Origin of the sequence: Sedimentibacter sp. (assembly GCF_032080165.1) — a bacterium.
Lineage (GTDB): Bacteria > Bacillota > Clostridia > Tissierellales > Sedimentibacteraceae > Sedimentibacter.
Genome location: NZ_DAMASY010000001.1, coordinates 453,711 through 476,859, shown reverse-complemented (window position 1 = coordinate 476,859; position 23,149 = coordinate 453,711). Strand labels below are relative to the sequence as shown.

The following is a 23,149-nucleotide window of genomic DNA, read 5'->3' as shown; positions in this document are numbered from 1 at the left end:
GTTTTCTATACCGTTTTCTGACACCAAATTAAAAATTTGGGTCATCTGCTTAAATTCTTTCTAACTTCATTCCTGTGTCAATGCCGTTTAAGTTCTGAACTTCCATCGCAGCGTCATCAACTTTTTCAATTGTATCTGCCAGTGTTTCTATTTTGATGAATTCGCCGAATTCCTTAACAGCTTTGTCTATTTCTTCTGTACCTTTATAGAATATTTTTATTCTGTCCATCATTTCATATCCGTTGTTCTTTCTCATCTGCTGAACCTTGGATGTAAACTCGCGGGCAAAACCTTCATTAATCAAATCCTCGGTTAATTCTGTATCTATGATCGTAAATAAGTTGTTGCCTGTTGATACATCATATCCTTCTTTTGCAGCTATACGGATATCCAAAAGCTCATCATTAAGCTCTACCGTCTGACCGTTTACAGTTAGCTCACATTTTTCTCCTGACTGAACCTTGCTGATTATTTCTAAGGAATCAGCTTTTGCCAATTCAGCAGCAAAAAGCTTAACGTTGCTTCCAAGCAAAGGTCCTGCAACCTTAAAGTTTGGTTTAAGTGAGAAATCCATGAATTCTTTTAAATCATGTTCAAACACAACTTCTTTAACGTTCAATTCTTCTTTTATCAACGGAACTAAATCTTCTATTAATTCCTGATATTTTCCGTCTATATGAATTTTTCTTATCGGCTGTCTCACCTTGATTTTAGCATTTTCCCTTGAGCTTCTTCCAAGCTTAACTAAATCCTTTACAAGATCCATTCTCTTTTCAACGTTTTCGTCTATTAATTCCTCATGTGATTCAGGATAGTAGCTTAAATGAACTGATGCTTCTCCTGTTAAATTTCTGTATATTTCTTCAGACAAATAAGGTGCAAACGGGGCCGTTAATTGTGCAACACCAACCAATATTTCATATGTTGTATTGTAAACTGCCTTCTTGTCTTCAGTAAGGTCTGTTGCCCAGAATCTTCTTCTTGAACGTCTGATATACCAATTTGACAAATCTTCATTTACAAATTCCTGAATTGCTCTTACGGTCTTGTTGTGGTCATAAACGTTCATGCTTTCTCTTACATATTTAACTAAATTGTTGAATTTAGATATAATCCATCTGTCTAATTCAGGTCTGTCCTTGTATTCGATAAAGAATTCCTTGGGGTTTATAGAATCTGTATTAGCATAAAGAGCAAAGAATGTATAAACATTTTTTATAGTTCCGAAATATTTGCTTAATACTTCTTTTAATCCGTCCTCATCAAATTTTGTAGGTGCCCATGCAGGTGAAACGTATAATAAATACCATCTCAATGCATCTGCGCCGTATCTGTCAAACAAATCGAAAGGGTCAACCGTATTTCCTCTTGATTTAGACATTTTCTTGCCGTATTTATCAAGTATCAGGTCGTTAACCAGCACCCTCTTATACGGAGATTTTCCCATAACGAAAGTGGAAATTGCTATCAGTGAATAGAACCATCCTCTCGTCTGGTCGATACCCTCACAGATAAAATCTGCCGGGAACAAATCGTCAAATCTTTCTTTATTTTCAAACGGATAGTGCCATTGTGCATAAGGCATGGCACCTGAGTCAAACCAGCAGTCGATTACATCTTTAACTCTTGTCATATGCTTGCCGCATTCAGGGCAAACTATATGAACATCATCAACATAAGGTCTGTGAAGCTCTATTGTTTTTTCATCTATTTTTTCTACTGCTTTTTCAGCTAACTCTTTTCTTGAGCCGATGCTTTCCACATGACCGCAATCACATCTCCACAGCGGCAGCGGAGTACCCCAATAACGGCTTCTTGAAATAGCCCAGTCATTTAAGTTTTCAAGCCAGTTTCCAAAGCGCTTTTCACCGACAAATTCAGGATACCATTCAACAGAATTGTTATTATCAATTAATATATCCTTTAATTTTGTCATTTGAATGTACCAGCTTGGTCTTGCGTAGTACAATAAAGGTGTATGGCATCTCCAGCAGTGCGGATAGTTGTGAAGAACAGGTTCCTTTTTATAAAGCTTGTTGTTTTCCTTTAACCATTTTAATATCGGCTGGTCAGCATCCATTACAAACATTTCCGACCACGGTGTTCCTCTGAATCTGCCCGTGTCATCGACAGGATTTAAAACAGGAAGACCATATCTTACTCCCGTGTTATAGTCATCTTCACCAAATGCAGGTGCAGTATGAACTATACCTGTACCGTCTTCAGTCGTTACATAATCGGCACATGCTACATAGAATGCTTTTTTATTTGACGGAACTTCAACGAAAGGCATAAGCTGTTCATATTCGATGAACTCCAAGTCCTTGCCCTTCATTTCTTCCATTACTTCGTATTCTTCATTTACAACCTTATCTGCCAATGCTTTTGCAAGAATATATACCTCGCCTTTTACATCCTCTTTATCTTTTGTTCTTACCTTTACATAATCAACCTCAGGATGTACTGCTAAGGTAACATTGGACAATAAGGTCCACGGAGTTGTTGTCCATGCAATAAAATATTCATCTGCATCTTTTCTCTTGAATTTTGCATATGCAGTTACTGTTTTTATTTCTTCATATCCTTGTGCAACCTCGTGAGATGCAAGACCTGTTCCGCATCTCGGACAGTATGGAAGTATTTTGTGACCTTCATACATGAGTCCCTGCTTGAACATGTTGTCAAGTATCCACCATTCTGACTCAATATAGTCATTTTCCAATGTGATGTACGGATCGTCCAAATCTATTAAATAAGCCATACGTTCAGTCATTTCGCGCCATTGTGCTTCATAGGTAAATACTGAATGACGACACTTTTCATTGAATTTATCGATACCATATTGCTCAATATCTGTTTTATCCTTTAATCCTAATTGTTTTTCAACTTCAATTTCTACCGGTAATCCATGGGTGTCCCAGCCTGCTTTTCTGTTTACCTGATATCCTTCCATTGTTTTGTATCTGCAAACAGAATCCTTCAATGTTCTTGCTATAACATGGTGAATACCCGGTCTGCCGTTAGCAGTCGGCGGTCCCTCATAAAATATAAACGGTTCTTTATCTTCTCTTGTTTCAACACTTTGTTTTAATAAATCAATCTCATTCCAATATTTTGATATTTCTTGTTCATATTGTTTATAATCTGCTTTTGAGATATCTTTAAATTGCTTCATGCTTTTTCCTCCTGTAATAAAATAGTCCCATGTCAAAGACATGGGACGAAATTCGCGGTACCACCCAAATTACATATAAATACTCTAAATTATATGTCACTCGAAAATTTAACGCATTTATACGTAATCTCTTACTGTTATTTCGGAAATTAAACTCATGGATGATTTTCAACACACTTGGAATTATAATCTCGCACCAAATGATTATATCTCTTTTAGACCGCCCTGCGCCTACTGTTCCAATCACTGTATTTGGATTTTAATATACGTATCATCTTACATTAAATCAAAAATATTGTCAAGATTTAATTTCTTTAACCATACTAACTTCTCGACAGTCAAGTGGTTATAATATTTTTAATAACTAATAAAAAATGCTTGTTTTTATTTATTAAATTGAAATCCACCAACACACTCCAAATTTATCAATAACAGTGGCACAACATTTGCTCCACGGAACTTCATGAATGGGATTAATAATAACACCGCCATTGCTCAAAATATTAAAGGCATTATAAACCGATTCTTCGCTTCCCATCTCAAAAACATTAAAAGTCATTGTTTCCCATTTCATTTTATGAACTAAGTTTATGTCACAAGGGTTTGCTGCTTCGCCTAATGCTAAAAAACCTTCACCATTTACGGATAATTCACAGTGTACATAAGCAGTTTCGGTATCATTTTTCACTTCAAATGTAATTTCTGCGCCAAAAGCTTTGCAATACATTTCTGCCGCTTCAAAACTACTTTTCACATAAACTTGAGTATAATTTTTCATATTTACCTCTGCACAAAATATCAATACCATTACACAAGCTTGTTTTGCTTGACTTGCGTACTATATCTCAACTAATCTTGATTTATTTGTAACTTAACTATAAATATCATATATCTATACATATTTCTCTAAAAATTCAGATGGTGTTAATATTTCAGGTCGCTCTATTTCTATATTTGTAAAATCCTTATCACCTGTAATTAAAATATCAACATCTGCTGTTATAGCGGAATATAGTACTGCCTCATCATTTTTGTCACGAATTTCAAACAGATGATGATCAGGAATCGGCTCTGGGGTATAAAAATATTCAAAAGGTAAATTCACAAGAAAAGCTTCAATCTGTTTTACTTTTGATGGAAATTTTTCTTTTACTACATAACGTAATTCTGCAACTACATATGAGCATAATACCAATGAATGCTTTGTTGCAAGAGATTTAATGATTTCATTCATAATTCTGCTTCTAAATACAATAGCTGAAATTAAGATATTTGTATCAAGCATGACTCTCATCTTACTCTTTCCTCCGCTCAGCACGCACTTCCTTTACCATACTAACTACATCATCAATATCTTTTAAATCATATTTTTCTGCTTCTCCGTCGAATTCCTTCCTGATATTTTCAAAGGCAATCATGGTAGGGTTAATAAGCACATATCTGCCATTTTCCTCTATAAAAGCAACTTTGTCTCCATCTTTTAAATTAAGACTTCTACGAATACCAATAGGTAAAGTAATTTGTCCTTTTGAAGTAATCTTAGCAAGTTCCATAACAACACCTCCATTCATTGTTTTCCTTACTTTATATTATACTATCTTACACTAAAATTATCAACACTTTTAAGATATATTTTTAATAATGTATGATTGATTTATTTGATTCTCTTTATCTCTCTCTTTTACATAATGTCTGTACTCAATATGTGTACCTTCTTTTTTTATTGCAATCATTTCAGTCTGTATTGTAACATTTTCAATAAAATCTCATAAATTAGCCTAAGGATACATTGTTTCCCGCCGCTAACTTTTAAGAGATATATTTTTATAAAAATCAAAATAAGCTATTGCATCTTCAGAACTTTAGGTATATAATGTAATAAATATTAGGTATACCTAAATATCAGGAGGAAGCAATATGACACCAAATAAAGAAGATTATTTGAAAGCTATTTACAAACTTGGAGGAATGGAACATCTGGTTAATAATAAGCAAATTTCGGATGAATTACAAATTGCCCCTGCTTCCGTAACGGAGATGCTTGGAAAACTGAAACGCGAGGGGCTGATATATTATGAAGCATACAAAGGTTCACGGCTGACTCAGGAAGGAATACGTGTTGCAATCACTCTGGTAAGAGGACATCGTCTTTGGGAAGTTTTTCTTATGCGGCACTTAGGATATTCATGGAGCGAGGCTCACGAGGATGCGGAGCTTCTGGAGCATATCACTCCGCCGCGCCTGACTATGCGTCTTGATAAATTTCTGAATTATCCGGCGTACTGTCCTCACGGCAGTGCGATACCAAGTACTGACGGACAGATTGACAGCACGCCGTTACTTCCGCTTAACCTGCTGCCTGTGGGAGAAACCTCGCATATCCGCCGGGTAAAGGAAGAAAAAGAATTGCTGGATTATTTGCAGTCATCCGGAATCACCATCGGAAGCTCTGTCCGTATTGTGGAGGCAGGAGCATACGAAGGTCCATTCACTCTTGAAATCAACGGCAAATGTATTCAAATCAGTTATAAAGCTGTCTGTCAAATCTATGTAGATGAGACACGGCAATAACGCCGAATATATTATTTCAGGAGGTTTATATGAATAAGAAAATCAGTGCTCTTCTGAGCACAGCTTTAAGTCTTGCATTATTATTTGCGGGCTGCTCTGCTCCCGCGGCAAATACAGATTTTTCGGAAGATAAGATAAACATAGTAGCAACTACAACCATGCTTGCGGATTTATCCGCCGTTATAGGCGGAGAACGGGTTAATGTAAACGGTCTGATGGGTCCGGGTATTGACCCTCATCTCTATCAGGCCAGCGCAGGTGACGTGTCGCTTATGCAAAAAGCTGATGTTGTCGTATATAACGGTCTGCATCTTGAGGGCAAAATGGGTGAAATCTTTGAAAATCTGTCCGGACAGGGACTTACAGTCATCTGTATTGAGGATGGTATGGATGAAACTCAGCTTCTCGCATCGGAGGATGACAGCTCGGTACATGACCCGCATATCTGGTTCGACGTATCACTGTGGAAGAATGCCGCCAAAATTGTGGCAGATGGACTCTCCAAGGCTGACCCTGAGGGTACGACCGAATATCAGAAAAACTTAAACTCTTACCTGAAAGAACTAAATGAAGCAGATACTTACATCCGTAACAGAGCAACAGAGCTGACACAAGAACAAAGGATATTGGTGACGGCTCATGATGCTTTCCAATATTTTGGTGAAGCCTATGGATTTGAAGTTCGAGGCCTACAAGGCATCAGCACAGATTCGGAAGCAGGAACAGCGGACGTGAGCGGGCTGGCAAATTTCATTGTGGAAAGACAGATTAAAGCCATATTTGTGGAATCCTCCGTTCCTCCCAAAACCATAGAAGCATTGCAGGCAGCGGTAAAATCTAAAGGCTTTGATGTTGCCATAGGAGGCGAGCTGTACTCCGATTCTTTGGGTGATGCAAATTCCGGAGCTTCTACCTATATCCTGACCGTCAAAGCAAATATTGACACGATTGTAGATGCCTTGAAGTAACGGGAGGTATAAAATGAATAAACAAAACTATGCGGTAGAGGTGGAAGACCTCACCGTTGCTTATGATATTAAACCGGTTCTTTGGGATATTGACCTCAAAATCCCGAAGGGAAAGCTTATGGCAGTTGTGGGTCCAAACGGAGCGGGAAAAACAACGCTGATCAAAGCTATGCTTGGACTATTAAAACCTGTAACCGGCACGGTTCATTTTATGAATGGGAACGGTGATATGCGTATGCTGAAAAATCGTATCGGATATGTGCCTCAAAGCGGCAGTGTAGACTGGGATTTTCCGACCACTGTGCAGGATGTGGTGCTGATGGGCTGCTACGGCAAGCTGGGCTGGATTCGCCGTCCCCGCAAGACGGATGTAGAGCTGACACGGCAGATGCTTAAAAAGGTCGGCATGGAGGAATATGCCTCACGGCAAATCAGCCAGCTTTCCGGAGGGCAGCAGCAACGGGTATTTCTTGCCCGCGCCCTTGCTCAGGAGGCTGACGTATATTTCATGGATGAACCGTTTAAGGGTGTGGATGCCCGGACGGAACGTGCCATTGTTGCACTTCTGAAGGAATTGAAGGAGCAAGGAAAAACTGTTGTAGTTGTCCATCATGACTTGCAGACTGTACCGGATTATTTCGACTGGGTGACACTGATTAATCTTCGTGTAGTTGCCAGCGGTCCGGTGGAAGAAGTGTTTCACGACGAAAATCTTAAGAAAACTTACCTCAGCTCCGGTACACTTCTGAGGAGCGTGGTATGACATGGATAACATTCTGGCTTTATTTCAGGACTACACTTTTCAAACCGTAGCACTCGGTTCCGCACTTTTGGGTATAATCAGCGGTGTACTGGGCAGTTTCGCCGTCTTGCGCAAACAAAGTCTTTTAGGTGACGGAATATCCCACTCCGCTTTGCCGGGCGTTGTCATGTCATTTATTCTGACAGGCAGCAAAAATACGGAAATTCTTCTTTTAGGAGCCCTTGTTTCAGGTCTTTTATCTACTCTTTTTATTGTAGGTATAGTAAGGCATACCCGCATCAAGTTTGACAGTGCTCTTGCCTTAGTGATGTCTGTCTTCTTCGGGATGGGTCTTGTGCTGTTGACCTATGTACAGAAAATTCCCAACTCCAATCAGGCAGGATTGAAGCGCTTTATTTTCGGTCAGGCATCCACACTGCTGCAAAGAGATATTATCCTTATGATTGTTTGCGGAATTATCCTGCTGACCTTAGTGCTGTTATTCTGGAAAGAATTCAAGCTTTTTACCTTTGACAGTGATTTTGCAAAGAGTCTCGGTTTTTCTCCCGGCAAGCTTAATCTCCTTCTGTCATTTATGATTGTAATGGCAATTATTATCGGGCTGCAAACCGTAGGTGTCATCCTGATGAGCGCCATGCTGATTACTCCGGCAGTAGCAGCCCGGCAATGGACTGATACACTCCGGGGAATGGTGACCCTTTCCGCACTGTTCGGAGCTGTGTCGGGCGTTGCGGGAACCATATCCAGCTCTTTGATTCCAAAGCTGCCCACCGGGCCTGCCATTGTAGTATGCGTGAGCTTTATCGTCTTGATAAGTGTGCTGTTCGCACCGGGCAGAGGTGTGCTTCACCAGCTTTACCGTCACAGGAAAAACCGGATATTATATAAATTGGAAGGGGGTATACGAGATGTCTCCCCAAATTGAAATTCAGATTATTGCTGTAATTGTGGCTGTAGGGTGTGCTCTGCCGGGTGTGTTTCTGGTTCTCCGGAAAATGTCCATGATGTCTGATTCCATTACACATACCATACTGCTGGGTATTGTGATTGCCTTCTTCATCACACATGATCTTTCGTCACCTTTATTAATTGCAGGAGCTGCCCTTATGGGTATTATGACCGTCTGGATAACAGAAACACTTAGCCGGACGCGGCTTTTAGCTGAGGATGCCGCAATCGGTGTAGTGTTCCCTTTGCTTTTCTCAATCGCCATCATCCTGATTACCCGCTATGCCGGTTCTGTTCACCTTGATACAGACTCCGTACTTTTGGGAGAGCTGGCTTTTGCGCCTTTTGACAGGATGATAGTGGCAGGTACGGATATAGGTGCAAAAGCAATTTACACCACGGGAACACTCTTACTCATTAATCTTGCATCCATAACAATTTTCTTCAAAGAATTGAAGGTGACAACCTTTGATCCCATGCTGGCTGCCGTACTGGGTATTTCACCCGCGCTGGTGCATTACGGACTGATGACGCTGGTATCTCTTACCGCCGTAGGTGCATTTCAGGCAGTAGGTTCCGTCCTTGTAGTGGCTTTTATGATCGGTCCTCCTGTAACGGCTTATCTGTTAACCGATGACCTGAAAAATATGCTGATTTTAAGCGGAGTTATAGGAGCGATAAACGGAATTATAGGATATCAGGCGGCAGCTGCGCTGGATGTTTCCATCGCGGGAAGCATGGCAGTAATAACAGGATTCAGTTTTTTTGCGGCATTTATTTTCACTCCGCGCAAGGGACTTCTAAGCACTATGTTTAAACGCAGAAAACAGAAATTTGAATTTGCAAAAGCCACACTTCTCTTTCACCTATATAACCATAAAAGCAGTGAAAAAGAAGTCAGCGGATCGAAAGTTGAAGCTGTACAAATTTATTTCCACTGGAGCACCGATTTTACCTCAAAAATAATTAAATCCTTAGAACGCGAAGGTTGCATTGAGCTTAATAAAGGTTTTGTAAAGTTGACCGACGGATGCGATTTCTCAGACTCTTTCTTCTTCACATCTGTCAAAGACAGAACTCTGTTAAACCAAGAATAATGTATAGAATAAATTGATTTATTTATGAAACAATATTTAAAACTGTGTAAAGAAGAAAGAGGTAATATATGGAATACCCACGACGTTCATATTGGCATGAATCGGCTGATAATAAAATTGAAGCTACACAAAGTAAGGATAAATTAAACGGCAGCAGCTACGATGTTTTAATAATCGGAGCAGGACTTACAGGACTTAACACTGCTTATTTGTTAAAAGACAGCGGTCTGAAAATAGGAATAATAGAAGCTGCAACAGTCGGTTATGGAGTAACCGGCTATACAACTGCTAAAATTACCGTCCAACATGACTTGATTTATGATTATTTAATAAACAGCTTTTCTCTTGAGGAAGCAAAAAAATATCTTAAAGCCAATGAAGAAGGAATAAAGCTATATAAAAAAATAATCGAAGAAAATAATATTCAATGTGATTATAAGGAGCAAACTGCATATGTCTATGCTGTAGATGATAATGAGCATAATGAAATAAAAAAAGAGCTCGAGGCGTACAATAAGCTTGGAATTGACGGTTTTTACACTGAAAGCATTCCTGTCCCCCAAAAAGTAAAGGGGGCTATAGGCATTAAAAATCAGGGACAGTTTAATCCTCTTAAATATTTATATACACTATATAACATTATCAGCAAGTCTGAAAACTGTGAAATTCATGAAAACGTAAGGGCTCTGAATATTGAACCTTCAGAGGGTAAACATTTAGTGACAACAGATGCAGGAAAAGTAAAAGCTGATAAGGTAATAGCAGCAACGCATTATCCCTTTGATAACAGCTTCGGGCTATACTTTTTAAGGCTATATCAGGAAAAGTCATACGTTATCGCTGCAAAAACAAAAGAAGAACCATTTGAAGGAATGTATATAAATCACACTGACCCTGTATACTCCATGAGATATCAGTTTTCTGATAAGGAAAATTTTTTATTATTAGGGGGAGGAAAACACCGTACGGGAGAAAAGGAAAATGAAGAGGATTCCTACTGGGAATTAGAGGATTTCTTAAACAAAAACTTCACCGGCGCAGAAATAGTTTCAAAATGGTCGACACAGGATTGTAAGAGCTACGATAAAATACCTTTTATCGGGTTATACTCCAACAGTGTAGACAACTTATACGTTGCAACGGGTTTTAAAAAATGGGGTATGTCTCACTCTGCCGCTGCAGCCATAATTTTAAGAAACAAAATATTGAATATAGAAGATGATTTTTCTGATGTATTCAATCCATCAAGATATACTATAGCTCAATCTTCAATGGAATTTTTTAAATCTGTTGGCGTCATATTAAAATCATTTGCAAAAAGAGTGGCTCCGCCACCTGACGATGTCGATGATATTGCAGTTGGAGAAGGTAAAATTATAAATCACAACAGCATGAAGGTTGGTGTATATAAGGATGAAAAGGGAGATTATTTCTTAATCAATCCTGTATGTTCTCACTTGAAATGTTCACTTTCATTTAATGAAGCAGAAAAAACATGGGATTGCCCATGTCACGGCTCAAGGTTTGATATAAAGGGAAATGTGTTGGAAGGTCCTGCGGTTAACCCCTTGGACAGAATTCATAATGTGAAAATATCACGATAGATAATAGGCTGTTGAAAAAACTCATCCTATAAGGCGCCGGAAGCCGGGCAAACGCAGCGTATTAAACATACGTGAGGATTGACCGGCTGAACGGCAACGAAGTAGGGGGACTTTTTCGGCAGCCTACATACCATATATTTCGTATACGTCCTTTGTGTATTTGCCGTTTTCACCGTAAATATAAAGCGGCGGATCGAATTTCAATTCAGGATTTCCGTTTTTGGAAGCTCTGATTAAAATCATATTTGGCTTTTCAGCAGCTCTCGGGTGGACAAAGCGTATTTGTTTTGGCTCCAGACGATACTTTCTTAAAAGACACATTATATCTGCTAATCTGTCGGGACGGTGAACCATGTAAAAACGACCGTATTGCTTTAAGAGGGACGATGCCTTGCTTATAACATCCTCTAAGGAGCACATTATTTCATGCCTTGAGATTGCCTTTTTATCTGAAGGATTTATAATTCCGCTGTTGTTCAGTTTGTATGGAGGATTAGAAATTACTGCGTCAAATGAATTTGGCCGGAGATAATTTAAAACATCCTTTAAATCAATATTCAAAACTTCAATTTTATCCTGCAGATTATTCAGCTTGACGCTTCGTGCTGCCATCTCCGCTACTTCTTCCTGTATTTCAATTGCATATGCTTTGGAATAATTCTTTTTTCCGCTTAGAAGTATAGGAATTATGCCTGTACCAGTACCTAAATCAACTACGGTAGAATTGTTTTTTATATCGCAATAATTTGTCAGCAGGACTGCGTCCATGCCAAAGCAGAACCATTTTTTATTTTGAATGATTTTTAATCCGTTACATTGCAGATCTTCAATTTTTTCATTTTCTTTAAGCTCTATGTTCATAAAATGCACTCTCCAACAGCTTCTTTGTGTAGCTTTCTTTTGGATTTAAAAATACTTCTTTGGCTTCTCCCATTTCCACTATATTGCCCTTGCTCATTACAATTATCATATCGGACATATAATTTACAACACCTATATCGTGAGAAATAAATATGTAGGAAATATTATATTCCTTTTGCAGCTTTTTTAATAAATTCAGTATTTGAGCCTGAACTGAAACGTCTAATGCCGAAACCGGTTCATCACAAACTATCACCTTTGGATTTACAGCTAAAGCTCTTGCTATAGCTGCTCTTTGGCACTGACCGCCGCTGATTTCCGAAGGATATTTATTTTTTATATTCTTATCCAGCCCGACCTTCTCCAGCATTTCTTCTACTTTAATCATTGCATCTTTTTTATTTTTTTCTATATTAAAAGTGATTAACGGAAAGGCAATATTATCTCCTACTGTATAGTTAGGGTCCATGGAGCCCTTGGGATCCTGAAATATGAATTGAACATTTTTCCTGTAATCGCAGCATTCTTCACTCGTCATTTCCTCTATATTTTTCCCATAATAAAATACATTGCCATAGGATGGTTTTTGTAATCCTCCTGCAATTTCACCGGTTGTTGATTTCCCGCTTCCGGACTCTCCTACAATTCCGACAGTTTTTCCTTCCTCAACCTTAAAGGAGGAATTCTTAACTGCCGTCACCTTTTCCTGTGTCTTACCTGTCAGGAAATGCTTTTTTACAATATATTCTTTTCTTATGTTTTTTACTTCAATAACTGTTTTCATTTTTCCTCTTAATATAGATTACATCTGTAATAATGTCCGCCATCGTTATGTTCCTTTACGCTCATACTGCAAACATCCATAACGAACGGACATCTTTCTTTAAACAGGCATCCTTGACTGTCTCTTCCCTTTTCAGGAACAAACCCCTTTATTTCAGGAATCGGTTCATTTTTTTTAATATTCATGGAAGGCATCAATTTTATTAATAATTTCGTATAGGGATGCTTTGGGTTTTCAAATATATCCGACCTATAACCGGATTCTACGATTTGACCGGCATACATTACACCAATTTTGAGACAGTAATGCTTTATTAAGCTTAAGTCATGTGATATCAGCAATATTGAAATTCCCGTATCTTCATTGATTTTCTTAAACAATTCCATAACCTGCTTTTGCACTGTGCTGTCCAATGCAGTTGTTGGTTCATCTGCTATTATAAAATCAGGATTATTCATCAATGCCATCGCGATATTTACTCTTTGGCGCATACCGCCGCTTAATTGCCATGGATAAAAATTAAGAATATTTTTCGGGTTATCAAAACCAACCATGCGCAGCAGCTCACAGCTGATTTTTAAGCCCTCAGCTTTACTTCTTTTCATATGATGCACGTATCCGTCAGTTATTTGATTTTTAATTTTTATCATGGGATGCAGGAAAAATACGGTATTTTGCGGTATATACCCTGCTTTTTTTCCTATATACGAAGCCGCTTCGCTATGTGAGGTTTTTAAAATGTTCTTCCCTGCAACTGTTATTTCATCTGCAGTTAATTTTAGTCCCTCAGGCAGCAAATTAATAATTGATTTTGCGGTTAAGGTTTTTCCTGAGCCGGATTCTCCCACCAATCCGTATATATCGCCTTTTTCGATAGTAAGGGATGTGTTACTCACAAGAGTGTTGTTTCCGTCTTTTATATTAAGGTTTTTTAATACAACCGTCTCATTCATTGCCGGACCTCCTGTGAATCAACATATCGTTTAATCCGTCTCCAATAAGCATAAATCCAAGAACAGTTATAATTATCGCTATTCCGGGAGCAACCGCTAAATAAGGATAATTAAGAAAAAACTGTCTCGATTCACTTAGCATCAGACCCCAGCTTGCAAAGGGCTGCTGTATTCCAAGTCCTAAAAATGACAATGACGTTTCGATCATAACTGCGGAACCTATGGCCGAACTGAATTGAGTTATCAACCTTGGAAGCATCGCAGGTATATAATGTCTCACAAAAATTGTTGAATTTGAACTGCCATAGCTTCTTGCAGCCTTTATATACAAAAGATTTTCAGTATCTAAAATCATCGAGTAAACTAATCGCGAAAAAACAGGCACCATAAAAATACTTATGGCAATCACCGACCCCTTGATACCCCTTCCTATAACCGTAACAAGCATCAAGGCAAGCAATATTCCCGGAAAGGCCATTAAACCGTCCATTATTCTCATAATAACAGCACTTATAAACTTATTGTTAATTGCGGCAATTGCCCCTAATATAATTCCGATAAACGTACCTAAGGTTACAGAACCGATTCCTACTAAAAGCACATTCCTTGACCCGTACATAATCCTTGAAAGTATATCTCGTCCAAAATTATCGGTTCCTAAAATATATTCACTGTTCATACCGGGTTTTAAAAATTTTTGTGAAATATTCATTTCATTCGGTTCATGAGGCATATATATGAATGACAATAAGCAAACTGCCAAAATTAAAATTACAAGAAAAATTCCAAGAGCTATGCTTAAATTTTTTTTCATTTATTCTCCTCTTTCGACGGATTTAATCCTTGGATTTATAGTCATTATCAATAAATCGACCATTAAAGTAATAAATATAACTGTTGCGGTAATAAACATTACCAATCCTTGCAACAGAACTATATCTCTTCTTTCAACTGCCGTTAAAACTAACCTTCCTATGCCCGGAAGAGCAAAAATAGTTTCTACAACCACTGTTCCTCCCGCAAGCTTTGCAAACTGCATGCCTATGATTGTGACCGGAGCAATTAATGCACCTCTTAAGCCGTATTTCATATATATCTTCCACTTGCTGAGCCCTTTAATTCTTGCAGCATCCATATAATCCTGCTTTAATGAATCGAGCATGGAGCTTCTGACTATTCGAAGAAGCGTCCCTGTTTCACCTATGGCAAGAACTATAGCAGGAAGGGTTATGCTTTTTAAAAATCCTTCGAAGCTGCTGTTTATGGGAACAAAGCCGGATATAGGAAACATTTTTAACTTAAGCCCAAAATAAACAATAAAAACCATTCCTATCCAAAAGGAAGGAATGGCTGTTCCGAGCTGCATAATGCTTCTGGAAAAATAATCGATTATTGAATCTTTTTTCACAGCAGACAGAATACCGAAAAAAAGAGCTGTAATCGTTGCTATGGTCATGGCAAAAACTGCTATTGAAAATGTAACAGGTATTGCTCTAAGTATTAGTGCAGTAACCGATTCACCATATACATAGGATGTTCCCAAATCAAATTTAAGCAAATCAAATAACCATCCTAAATATTGCTGATAGTATGGTCTGTTTAAACCCATGGCTATATGAAGGTCCTCTATTGCCTCGGGAGTTGCATCTGTGCCGAGTATAAGCTGTGCAGGATCTCCCGGTATAATCATGAGAACAAAAAATGTAATCATTGATACCACTAACAGTATAACTAAAGAGCTTTTAACTCTGTTTATCACATATTTTAACATTTTTCACCTTGTTTTATTATTAGGTAAAATACACTTCCTTGAAATCATAAAAATCTAACGGGAATATCTGCATTCCATCTACATTTTTCTGCAAAGCAAGCATCGTTCTTGGTGTCTGCAGATATATTGCAGGAAGCTTCTCAGCAAGAATAACCTGGATATCTTTGTATATTTCTTTCCTCTTATCTCCGTCAAGCTCTTGCAAAGCTCTTTCTAACAATATATCAACTTCGCCTGTCGTCAGGCTTATATAATCATTGCTTGTTGATTTATATCTTGATAAAAATGCATAGGCATCAAGTCGGCCGGTATGACCTACCACAGTCATATCAAAATTCTTTGCTCCGTAAACATCGCTTAGCCAGGTTCCCCATTCAATTATTTCTATTTTAGCATTTATGCCGATTTTGCTTAATTGATCTGCAATGACCTGACCTGCGTCAACATGAAGCTGATAATTTTTAGGAAGTGATAGTCTGACATCAAATCCGTTTTCGTATCCTGCTTCCTTTAACAATTCCTTTGCTTTTTCAGGATTATATTCTATTACATCATTTGTATCAAAGTAATCCGGTGAAGTAGGAGGCAAATGTGAACCGATTTTATCTCCATAGCCAAACATTGAAGCATCAATCACTTCATTTTTGTTAATCGCCATCGCCATCGCCTGTCTTACCTTTTCATTTGACAATATCGGATTATTTGTATTTAAAGACATAATTTGAACAGCATTCATCGGTTCAGATATAACTTTGTATTCAGATGTATTTTCAACTATGGTAACCTGATCACCCGTTAATGGAATTATATCCAAATCCCCTAACTGAAAGCTTGCCATCATAGATGTCGCATCAGGTATCAGTACCAATTTAACTGTTTCAAGCTTTGCCTTATCTCCATAGTAATTTTCATTTCTCTGCAATGTAAGATGCTGCTGAGGAACCCAATCCTTCAATGTAAACGCACCGGTTCCGATAGGTTTTGTTTTTAAATCAGCTTGCGCTTCCTCGGGAACAACCGCTGCCCAAGGATAGGCAAAGTTTTTTAACAATTCAACATCCAATGTTTCTGTTATAAATTTTATAGTAGTATCATTTAAAACTTCTATTTTAATTATATTTGCATAATCCCTTGCTCTCGGGCTTTCTGCATCCTTCAGTCTGTTAAATGAATATTCTACATCATTTGCAGTCATTTTTCTTCCGTTGTGAAAGCTTACATCATCCCTTAAATTAAATGTAATTTCCATACCGTCTTCAGAAATATCCCAGCTTTTAGCCAATCTCGGAATCAGTTCCCAATCGGGTGCTACTCCAACCAAGGTATCATAAATATTATTAGTTACTGTAAATGTGGAAGCTGCTGCAGTTCTGTGAGGATCAAGACCTTCGGGTTCTGTGGTATAACCCATTACAAGATTCGTCTTGATATCTGCATTCTCGTTTGGTGTGTTTTCTTGATTTGCACATGCTGTTATACTTAAAACCACAAGAACAACAGCTAAAACTAAAATAGTTTTAAAGTTTTTCATCTTCTTAATCCTTTCAGTTAATAAAATTTTTTGTAAAATATCTTTTACTGAACTACTTTTTCAATATAATAATATTCTGCCTATTTTCAAACTTTATAATCAAATCATTAATATGTATCTGTAATAAGCTATAAAAATATATATTATTATAAATCATTTTAGGTTTAACACAATTTCATTAAAATGTCAATAGAAAATGAACAATTGAGAATTTTAAGGAAATGAAAAGGACTGTCCCAAAATTGACGTTGTAAAGTACATTGAAAAATGATAATATAAATACATAATATGTATATCCGAGGTGCCCTATGAACGAAATGCGAAAAAGAAAGCAAAAAGAAATGCAGCAAAAAAATTGGTGGAGTTACGCCTTGTTAGCAGCTGCTATATTTGTGTACACACAAGGATGTTCATTAATTAAAACTAATATAGGTTATTCACTTCCTGTAATTTTATTAAGTTTTATTATGCATTTAAGAAGTGTGGGAGATTTAGCAAGAAGGATTTTTAAATTAAAAGAGTCCAAAAAAGCAAATATAGCAATGCTGATTGCATTAGCAGCTGTAGCCATTATTTGTTATTTAAAGGAATTTAATATTTTTTCTATTTTATTATTTAATTTAGCGGCAGTATTTGTTTACGTAATTACTGCGGCAATATTTTCTAAACATAATAAGGAGCAATAATAATGATAAAAAGATTTATATCATATTACAAACCTAAGCCTGTCAAAAAAATATTCATAATAGATATGATATGTGCATTTATTATGGCGGTTTGTGATTTGTTTTACCCTATGATTACAAGGAACATAATAAACATCTATGTACCTAACCAGCAATTCCAACTAATGATTACCTGGCTTTTAATCCTTGGTTTTTTATATTTATTAAAAGTAGGACTGAACTATTACATAACATATTACGGTCACATAATGGGCGTTATGATGCAGTCAGACATGAGAAGAGATATATTTGAACACCTTCAGGACCTTCCGTTTGTATTTTTCGACGAGAATAAGACAGGAACTTTGACCTCAAGAATTATCAATGACTTGATGGAGGTTTCAGAATTAGCTCATCACGGTCCTGAGGACTTATTTATTTCACTTGTAATGCTAATTGGTTCGTTTATTGCATTGAGCACAATAAACCTGCCCCTTGCTTTAATAGTGTTTTCAGTCGTTCCTTTTCTTGTATTTTTGGCAATGAAATTAAGAATCCGAATGTCTGATTCATTTATGGAAACAAGAGAAACCATCGGTGAGGTAAATGCCACAATTGAAAACAGTATTTCCGGCATAAGAGTGTCTAAAGCATTCAGCAACAAGGATAATGAAATTGAAAAATTTGAACGAAACAATGTTAAATTTCAGCAGGCAAGACAAAAGGCCTACAAGGTTATGGCTGAATTTCATGTAGGATCATCCTTTATCATAGATTTTCTGAACATTTTGGTGTTGAGCGCCGGCGGTATATTCTTCTTTAAAGGTTACATAAACTTTGGTGATTTTGCGGCATTTATATTGTATATAGGAAACTTTTTAAATCCTATCCGTAAGCTGATTAACTTCGTAGAGCAATATCAGTCAGGTGTATCAGGCTTCAAAAGATTCACCGAAATTATGGACAAGGATATTGAATCCGACGAACCGGACGCTAAAAATATTGAATCGGTAAGAGGCGATATAAAATTTGAAGATGTGAGCTTCTCTTATGACGATAACAAAGAAATATTAAAAGATATAACCTTCGATATTGAAAAAGGTAAGACAGTTGCATTTGTAGGTCCTTCGGGAGGAGGTAAGACTACTCTTTGTCACCTGATTCCCCGCTTTTACGAAGTAGAAGAAGGAAATATTTATATAGATAATACCAACATTAAGGATTTCACAAGAAAATCCTTAAGAAAAAATATAGGTATTGTACAACAGGATGTCTTCCTTTTTACAGGAACTATTGCTGATAACATACAGTGCGGCAGATTCGATTCAACTGAAGAGGAAATAAAAGAAGCAGCTAAAATGGCAAACATCCATGATTTTATAATGTCACTGCCGGACGGGTACAACACATATGTAGGCGAGCGTGGAGTAAAGCTTTCAGGCGGGCAAAAACAAAGGATTTCAATAGCAAGAGTATTTTTGAAAAATCCGCCGATATTAGTATTGGATGAAGCAACCTCCGCTCTTGACAATGCTACCGAATTACTTATTCAGAATTCATTGGAAGAGCTGTCAAAGGGAAGAACAACAGTTGTAGTAGCTCATAGATTATCAACAATAAAAAATGCTGATGAAATAATTGTTTTAACGGATAAGGGTATCATAGAAAGAGGAAAACACAAAGATTTAATCAACAATAACGGTATTTATGCAGAATTGTACAATTCACAATTTAAAAATATGTAGTGGAGAAATTATGAAAGTTACAATAATAGGACACTGGGGAGGTTTCCCCAAGGCAGGGGAAGCAACCTCAGGATACTTAATTGAACATGATAATTATAAGCTGTTATTAGAATGCGGCAGCGGAGTAATCAGCTCGGTTCAAAAGGTTGCGGATATAGGAGATCTTGATGCAGTACTCATATCACACTATCATTACGACCATTGCTGCGATATAGGACCTTTGCAATATGCGCGTCAAATAAAAACTCAGCTAAAAGAGATAAATAAACCCCTTCCCATTTATGCACCTGAGGGTGAATTTTTTAAGCTTTTAAAATGGGAAGATTACACCTACGGTGAGAGCTTTGATGAAAGCAGCACATTAAATTCAGGACCCTTTGAAATCAGCTTCCTGAAAAATAATCATCCTGTTTTAAGCTACAGCGTTAAAATCAAATGTGATAATAAGATATTATCATTTACTTCCGATACTTCATATTTTGATGAGCTGGCCGATTTCTTTAAAAATTCAGATCTGTTGATTGCCGAATGCAGCTTTTATTCACATATGGATGGTACAGATGCAGGACATTTAAACAGCTCACAAGCAGGCATGTTAGCAGAAAAAGCATGTGCTAAAAAATTAATACTTACACACCTTCCCCATTTTGGAAGCATAGATGATTTAGTGTTTCAAGCCAAGGAACAATATAAAGGGGAAATAATCTTAGCATCATATTTATTAGAGTTAACCGTATAAATAACAGGGATTTATTCAATCGCTTAATCCATTGTTACCGCATATATATAATGTCTCCACACCTTAACCCATTCATCAAGCAGATAGGATTTTCTTACTTCTGCATCGGAATTGGCAGCAGGGTCATTTACAACTATGTATTCTGCTCCGTCTTTTATTTCAAAACCTGCAACAACCATCAAATGTCCGTGAGGAAATGCAGATATGGCTCCTGCTAATTGTTCTTTATCTTGTACGCATACGGAAGCGACAACCGGAATGCCCTTAGCAATAAAATTTTTCACAGGATTTATAGACTTGCATCTCTTGGTGTACGCTCTCATTCCTAATTCGCCTGCCAATGCTACATTTTGAGGCCAATTCCCGTAAGCATTGTTACCTGAGTCAAGTGTCCCTCTTGCAACCTGATTTAAACCAACATTCATTCCATGAAATTTTAAAGCCATTGTTAAAGAAGTGGGGCTGCAAATCACGCGGGCATCCTTATGACCGCTTGCAAGCTGGGAAATCAGCGGGATATTTTCAAGAATCCTCAAATAGTTTCCTTCGACAGCCTCATCCCCTCCTCCGTCAGTACTAAATGCAATTAGCTTGAGCTTAGGACTGTTTCCTTTGAATAATACCTTTATCTGAACAGCATCCCCGAATTTTTCATCCTTAACAAATATTCTGTCACTTGTAACTCTCATAAGATCATAGTTTTCACGTTCTTTAATACCTATATTATTTCCATCTGTTGACCATATACCGTAGCTGATATATGGAGTCCAGCTATTCTCTACTCTTATTTTTATTAATAATTCAACTGAGCTGTCAATGTTAGTTTTTGAATTCCACGACGGAGTTATTTCTTTAAACTTTTCGGTTTCAATTACAGGAGTTTCCAAATAACCTTCTTCATAATTTTCCTTTAATTCAACATAGTCATTCTTAATCTGTAAATTATGCAACACATTTTCAGTCAACGCGCTATTTTCACATATCCAATCCATTTTTGCCTCCCTATAACCTTTGACATACATTAAATTCATATTAACATCTAAAAATTGGTTTTTCAATTTAATCTTGAAAAACTTTTTATAAAAAGATATACTATGATTGCAAAATTTATATAGGATGTGAATTGATGATAGCTGTTAAAGGCAGACGCAAATGCGAAAACTGCGGTAAAAGATATAATTATTACTATGCAAAAGGTCCTGAAGCAGAAAAAAAAGTAAAATTTAAGGGCAAGGACGAAAATGGCAGTGAAGCAACAAAAGTAAAGGTGCTTTCTGTTTATACATATGAAGTAACAGTAAACTGCCCTGAATGCGGATTTGAAGAAATATTTATTTATACTGACTAACCAGCTCCCGAACGGTTAGTTTTTTTCTTTCTTCTCCGCATACATCAATAATTATTTCCCCCAGATCCATCATTATTGTTCTGCCTCCGTAATCTAAAGCGGACTTTATATTATGGGTAATCATCAGTGTCGTTATATTATTTTCCGTTACAATTTTTTCTGTAAGCTCCATTACCGCTTTTGCACTCACAGGGTCTAAAGCTGCCGTATGCTCATCCAGCAATAACAGCTTTGGTTTAATTAGTGTAGCCATAACTAAAGCTATTGCCTGTCTTTGACCACCTGATAACAAACCTATTTTAGTGTTTAATCTATTTTCAAGTCCTAATTTCAAATCAGCCAAACGCTCTTTAATATAGTTCTTTTCTTTATTAGAAGGAATGCTTAAAATGTTTTTCTTCATACTTCTCATATATGCAATAATTAAATTTTCTCCGACAGTCAAATTTGGAGCCGTCCCTTTCATTGGATCCTGAAAAATTCGTCCGATATAAGAAGCTCGTTTATATTCCGGCATATAGGTTATATCTATTCCACCTAATTCAATCATGCCTGAATCGCATAAAATGTTTCCTGAAATTATATTGAAAAGAGTAGATTTACCTGCGCCGTTTCCTCCTATAATTGTTACAAATTCACCGTCTGAAACGTATAAGTTCAAGCTCTTTAATGCAATAAACTCATCATGTGTATTTTTATTAAACACCTTATGAGCCGATTCAATTCTTAGCATACAATTTCCTCCTTTCCAATTTTCTTACATCCATTTTCTTTTTAATACTCGGAAAAGAAAGTGCCGTTATTACAATCAGTGATGATATCAGCTTCAGATATGACGGTGGAAAATTGGTGGTAAGTATGAGTGCAATTATAAATCTGTATATAAGGGAGCCTATTATAACAGAAAAAAGTCCCAGTGTTATATTTTTGTTTTTTATTACAGTGCTTCCTATGATAATTGATGCAAAGCTTATTACAACCATTCCCGCTCCCATGTTCACATCTGCCGATTGCTGCATCTGAGCAACAAGTGCGCCTGATAAGGCAACTATGGCGTTTGATAATGAAAATCCTACAATTTTAATAAAATCCGTATCTATGGACGATGCCTTGCACATTTCTTCGTTATCTCCTGTAGCTCTTATGGACAAACCCAGCTGTGTTCTGAAAAACCAGTTCAGGGTGGCAAATACAAATGCTATGATTATAAACAGAGCAGCTATTTTGTATCCTCTCCCCTGAAACAATTGCTCGGCATAGGTAAAGATGCTTGTTTTGTTCAGCAGTGGTATATTTGCTTTTCCTCCCATTACGGTCAGATTAATAGAATATAGTCCCGTCATCGTAAGAATACCCGACAATATTGGTTGTATGCCCATCTTGGTCTGAAGCAGGGCGGTGATAATCCCCGCCAGTGCCCCCGCTGCAATTGACGCTATAAGTCCCAGAACCGGATTGCCTGAAACTGTGAACACTGCCGAAGCAGCCGCTCCCAAAACAAAGCTCCCGTCCACCGTCAAATCAGCTACATTCAATATTCTGAATGATATATATGTTCCGAATGCCAGGAGCGAATAAACCAGTCCCAGCTCTATCGCTCCTATAAATGATGTCAAGCTCAATTTG

The 23,149-nt window shown here is 37.3% G+C and carries 23 protein-coding genes and 1 other annotated feature; of the genes, 10 read left to right on the top strand and 13 right to left on the bottom strand.

All coding sequences use genetic code 11. From position 1 onward, the window contains the following. Window positions 1-49 precede the first annotated feature (49 nt). The 4 genes from ileS to RT412_RS02195 form a co-directional block, all read right to left on the bottom strand. On the bottom strand, window positions 50-3,175 hold the full coding sequence (gene ileS / locus RT412_RS02210) for an isoleucine--tRNA ligase (protein ID WP_313339885.1): 3,126 nt from the start codon (window positions 3,173-3,175) through the stop codon (window positions 50-52). Between the two features lie 38 nt (window positions 3,176-3,213). Beyond that, window positions 3,214-3,431 (bottom strand) — a binding site (T-box leader). Between the two features lie 135 nt (window positions 3,432-3,566). Beyond that, entirely contained in the window at window positions 3,567-3,953 is a 387-nt protein-coding gene (locus tag RT412_RS02205; protein WP_312812419.1) for a hypothetical protein, read from the bottom strand. Window positions 3,954-4,067: 114 nt separating this feature from the next. After that, window positions 4,068-4,469: a putative toxin-antitoxin system toxin component, PIN family gene (locus RT412_RS02200; RefSeq protein ID WP_313339883.1), complete on the bottom strand. Its 402-nt coding sequence runs from the start codon at window positions 4,467-4,469 to the stop codon at window positions 4,068-4,070. Between the two features lies 1 nt (window position 4,470). Then, entirely contained in the window at window positions 4,471-4,728 is a 258-nt protein-coding gene (locus RT412_RS02195) for an AbrB/MazE/SpoVT family DNA-binding domain-containing protein (protein WP_313339881.1), read from the bottom strand. Between the two features lie 364 nt (window positions 4,729-5,092). Between RT412_RS02195 and RT412_RS02190 the strand changes: the two genes are divergently transcribed. The 6 genes from RT412_RS02190 (at window position 5,093) to RT412_RS02165 (ending at window position 11,126) form a co-directional block, all read left to right on the top strand. After that, complete coding sequence (locus tag RT412_RS02190; RefSeq protein WP_313339879.1) at window positions 5,093-5,746, top strand: metal-dependent transcriptional regulator; 654 nt, start codon at window positions 5,093-5,095, stop codon at window positions 5,744-5,746. A gap of 29 nt (window positions 5,747-5,775) precedes the next feature. Next, window positions 5,776-6,714 (top strand): metal ABC transporter solute-binding protein, Zn/Mn family, encoded by a 939-nt coding sequence (locus RT412_RS02185; RefSeq protein ID WP_313339878.1) that lies wholly within the window; start codon window positions 5,776-5,778, stop codon window positions 6,712-6,714. Window positions 6,715-6,727: 13 nt separating this feature from the next. Continuing rightward, window positions 6,728-7,477 (top strand): metal ABC transporter ATP-binding protein, encoded by a 750-nt coding sequence (locus RT412_RS02180; protein WP_313339876.1) that lies wholly within the window; start codon window positions 6,728-6,730, stop codon window positions 7,475-7,477. 1 nt (window position 7,478) lies between these two features. Further along, window positions 7,479-8,402 (top strand): metal ABC transporter permease, encoded by a 924-nt coding sequence (locus tag RT412_RS02175; protein WP_313339875.1) that lies wholly within the window; start codon window positions 7,479-7,481, stop codon window positions 8,400-8,402. Then, on the top strand, window positions 8,386-9,522 hold the full coding sequence (locus RT412_RS02170) for a metal ABC transporter permease (protein ID WP_313339873.1): 1,137 nt from the start codon (window positions 8,386-8,388) through the stop codon (window positions 9,520-9,522). The genes RT412_RS02175 and RT412_RS02170 overlap by 17 nt, the downstream gene beginning before the upstream one ends. A 68-nt stretch (window positions 9,523-9,590) precedes the next feature. Beyond that, window positions 9,591-11,126, top strand: a complete 1,536-nt coding sequence (locus tag RT412_RS02165; protein ID WP_313339871.1) for an FAD-dependent oxidoreductase — start codon at window positions 9,591-9,593, stop codon at window positions 11,124-11,126. A 123-nt stretch (window positions 11,127-11,249) separates the two neighbouring features. Here the strand turns inward: RT412_RS02165 and RT412_RS02160 are convergent, their stop codons facing one another. Genes RT412_RS02160 through RT412_RS02135 form a run of 6 tightly spaced genes read right to left on the bottom strand, consistent with a single transcriptional unit; the run spans window position 11,250 to window position 17,026 of the window. After that, window positions 11,250-11,987, bottom strand: coding sequence for a tRNA1(Val) (adenine(37)-N6)-methyltransferase (locus RT412_RS02160; protein ID WP_313339870.1), 738 nt, complete (start codon window positions 11,985-11,987; stop codon window positions 11,250-11,252). Then, window positions 11,971-12,771: an ATP-binding cassette domain-containing protein gene (locus RT412_RS02155; protein ID WP_313370183.1), complete on the bottom strand. Its 801-nt coding sequence runs from the start codon at window positions 12,769-12,771 to the stop codon at window positions 11,971-11,973. Before RT412_RS02155 ends, RT412_RS02160 begins: the two co-directional genes overlap by 17 nt. Window positions 12,772-12,779: 8 nt before the next feature. Then, complete coding sequence (locus RT412_RS02150) at window positions 12,780-13,724, bottom strand: ABC transporter ATP-binding protein (protein ID WP_313339868.1); 945 nt, start codon at window positions 13,722-13,724, stop codon at window positions 12,780-12,782. Then, entirely contained in the window at window positions 13,717-14,538 is an 822-nt protein-coding gene (locus RT412_RS02145) for an ABC transporter permease (RefSeq protein ID WP_313339866.1), read from the bottom strand. The genes RT412_RS02150 and RT412_RS02145 overlap by 8 nt, the downstream gene beginning before the upstream one ends. Next, window positions 14,539-15,495: an ABC transporter permease gene (locus RT412_RS02140; RefSeq protein WP_313339865.1), complete on the bottom strand. Its 957-nt coding sequence runs from the start codon at window positions 15,493-15,495 to the stop codon at window positions 14,539-14,541. It lies immediately after the preceding gene. A gap of 19 nt (window positions 15,496-15,514) precedes the next feature. Then, on the bottom strand, window positions 15,515-17,026 hold the full coding sequence (locus RT412_RS02135; RefSeq protein ID WP_313339863.1) for an ABC transporter substrate-binding protein: 1,512 nt from the start codon (window positions 17,024-17,026) through the stop codon (window positions 15,515-15,517). 308 nt (window positions 17,027-17,334) lie between these two features. Between RT412_RS02135 and RT412_RS02130 the strand changes: the two genes are divergently transcribed. The 3 genes from RT412_RS02130 to RT412_RS02120 are packed head-to-tail and all read left to right on the top strand — an operon-like array spanning window position 17,335 to window position 20,175. Next, window positions 17,335-17,712 (top strand): hypothetical protein, encoded by a 378-nt coding sequence (locus RT412_RS02130; protein ID WP_313339861.1) that lies wholly within the window; start codon window positions 17,335-17,337, stop codon window positions 17,710-17,712. A 2-nt stretch (window positions 17,713-17,714) separates the two neighbouring features. Then, window positions 17,715-19,436, top strand: coding sequence for an ABC transporter ATP-binding protein (locus RT412_RS02125; protein WP_313339860.1), 1,722 nt, complete (start codon window positions 17,715-17,717; stop codon window positions 19,434-19,436). Between the two features lie 10 nt (window positions 19,437-19,446). After that, entirely contained in the window at window positions 19,447-20,175 is a 729-nt protein-coding gene (locus RT412_RS02120; protein ID WP_313339858.1) for an MBL fold metallo-hydrolase, read from the top strand. Between the two features lie 23 nt (window positions 20,176-20,198). Here RT412_RS02120 and RT412_RS02115 read toward each other — a convergent pair whose 3' ends face one another. Beyond that, window positions 20,199-21,167, bottom strand: coding sequence for a C39 family peptidase (locus RT412_RS02115; RefSeq protein ID WP_313339857.1), 969 nt, complete (start codon window positions 21,165-21,167; stop codon window positions 20,199-20,201). Window positions 21,168-21,301: 134 nt separating this feature from the next. Between RT412_RS02115 and RT412_RS02110 the strand changes: the two genes are divergently transcribed. Beyond that, window positions 21,302-21,523 carry a hypothetical protein gene (locus RT412_RS02110; RefSeq protein ID WP_313339856.1) on the top strand — a complete coding sequence of 74 codons (222 nt, stop codon included), beginning with the start codon at window positions 21,302-21,304 and terminating at the stop codon, window positions 21,521-21,523. On the opposite strand, the gene RT412_RS02105 is transcribed toward RT412_RS02110, so the two are convergent. Then, complete coding sequence (locus RT412_RS02105; RefSeq protein ID WP_313339854.1) at window positions 21,507-22,256, bottom strand: ATP-binding cassette domain-containing protein; 750 nt, start codon at window positions 22,254-22,256, stop codon at window positions 21,507-21,509. The two genes, RT412_RS02110 and RT412_RS02105, sit on opposite strands and share 17 nt — an antisense overlap. Further along, entirely contained in the window at window positions 22,243-23,145 is a 903-nt protein-coding gene (locus RT412_RS02100) for an ABC transporter permease subunit (protein ID WP_313339853.1), read from the bottom strand. The genes RT412_RS02105 and RT412_RS02100 overlap by 14 nt, the downstream gene beginning before the upstream one ends. Between the last annotated feature and the right edge of the window lie 4 nt (window positions 23,146-23,149).

Coding starts and splice junctions, on each gene's coding strand:
- ileS (WP_313339885.1), bottom strand. CDS start 3,175: ATGAAGCAATTTAAAGATATCTCAAAAGCAGATTATAAACAATATGAA.
- RT412_RS02205 (WP_312812419.1), bottom strand. CDS start 3,953: ATGAAAAATTATACTCAAGTTTATGTGAAAAGTAGTTTTGAAGCGGCA.
- RT412_RS02200 (WP_313339883.1), bottom strand. CDS start 4,469: ATGAGAGTCATGCTTGATACAAATATCTTAATTTCAGCTATTGTATTT.
- RT412_RS02195 (WP_313339881.1), bottom strand. CDS start 4,728: ATGGAACTTGCTAAGATTACTTCAAAAGGACAAATTACTTTACCTATT.
- RT412_RS02190 (WP_313339879.1), top strand. CDS start 5,093: ATGACACCAAATAAAGAAGATTATTTGAAAGCTATTTACAAACTTGGA.
- RT412_RS02185 (WP_313339878.1), top strand. CDS start 5,776: ATGAATAAGAAAATCAGTGCTCTTCTGAGCACAGCTTTAAGTCTTGCA.
- RT412_RS02180 (WP_313339876.1), top strand. CDS start 6,728: ATGAATAAACAAAACTATGCGGTAGAGGTGGAAGACCTCACCGTTGCT.
- RT412_RS02175 (WP_313339875.1), top strand. CDS start 7,479: ATGGATAACATTCTGGCTTTATTTCAGGACTACACTTTTCAAACCGTA.
- RT412_RS02170 (WP_313339873.1), top strand. CDS start 8,386: ATGTCTCCCCAAATTGAAATTCAGATTATTGCTGTAATTGTGGCTGTA.
- RT412_RS02165 (WP_313339871.1), top strand. CDS start 9,591: ATGGAATACCCACGACGTTCATATTGGCATGAATCGGCTGATAATAAA.
- RT412_RS02160 (WP_313339870.1), bottom strand. CDS start 11,987: ATGAACATAGAGCTTAAAGAAAATGAAAAAATTGAAGATCTGCAATGT.
- RT412_RS02155 (WP_313370183.1), bottom strand. CDS start 12,771: ATGAAAACAGTTATTGAAGTAAAAAACATAAGAAAAGAATATATTGTA.
- RT412_RS02150 (WP_313339868.1), bottom strand. CDS start 13,724: ATGAATGAGACGGTTGTATTAAAAAACCTTAATATAAAAGACGGAAAC.
- RT412_RS02145 (WP_313339866.1), bottom strand. CDS start 14,538: ATGAAAAAAAATTTAAGCATAGCTCTTGGAATTTTTCTTGTAATTTTA.
- RT412_RS02140 (WP_313339865.1), bottom strand. CDS start 15,495: ATGTTAAAATATGTGATAAACAGAGTTAAAAGCTCTTTAGTTATACTG.
- RT412_RS02135 (WP_313339863.1), bottom strand. CDS start 17,026: ATGAAAAACTTTAAAACTATTTTAGTTTTAGCTGTTGTTCTTGTGGTT.
- RT412_RS02130 (WP_313339861.1), top strand. CDS start 17,335: ATGAACGAAATGCGAAAAAGAAAGCAAAAAGAAATGCAGCAAAAAAAT.
- RT412_RS02125 (WP_313339860.1), top strand. CDS start 17,715: ATGATAAAAAGATTTATATCATATTACAAACCTAAGCCTGTCAAAAAA.
- RT412_RS02120 (WP_313339858.1), top strand. CDS start 19,447: ATGAAAGTTACAATAATAGGACACTGGGGAGGTTTCCCCAAGGCAGGG.
- RT412_RS02115 (WP_313339857.1), bottom strand. CDS start 21,167: ATGGATTGGATATGTGAAAATAGCGCGTTGACTGAAAATGTGTTGCAT.
- RT412_RS02110 (WP_313339856.1), top strand. CDS start 21,302: ATGATAGCTGTTAAAGGCAGACGCAAATGCGAAAACTGCGGTAAAAGA.
- RT412_RS02105 (WP_313339854.1), bottom strand. CDS start 22,256: ATGCTAAGAATTGAATCGGCTCATAAGGTGTTTAATAAAAATACACAT.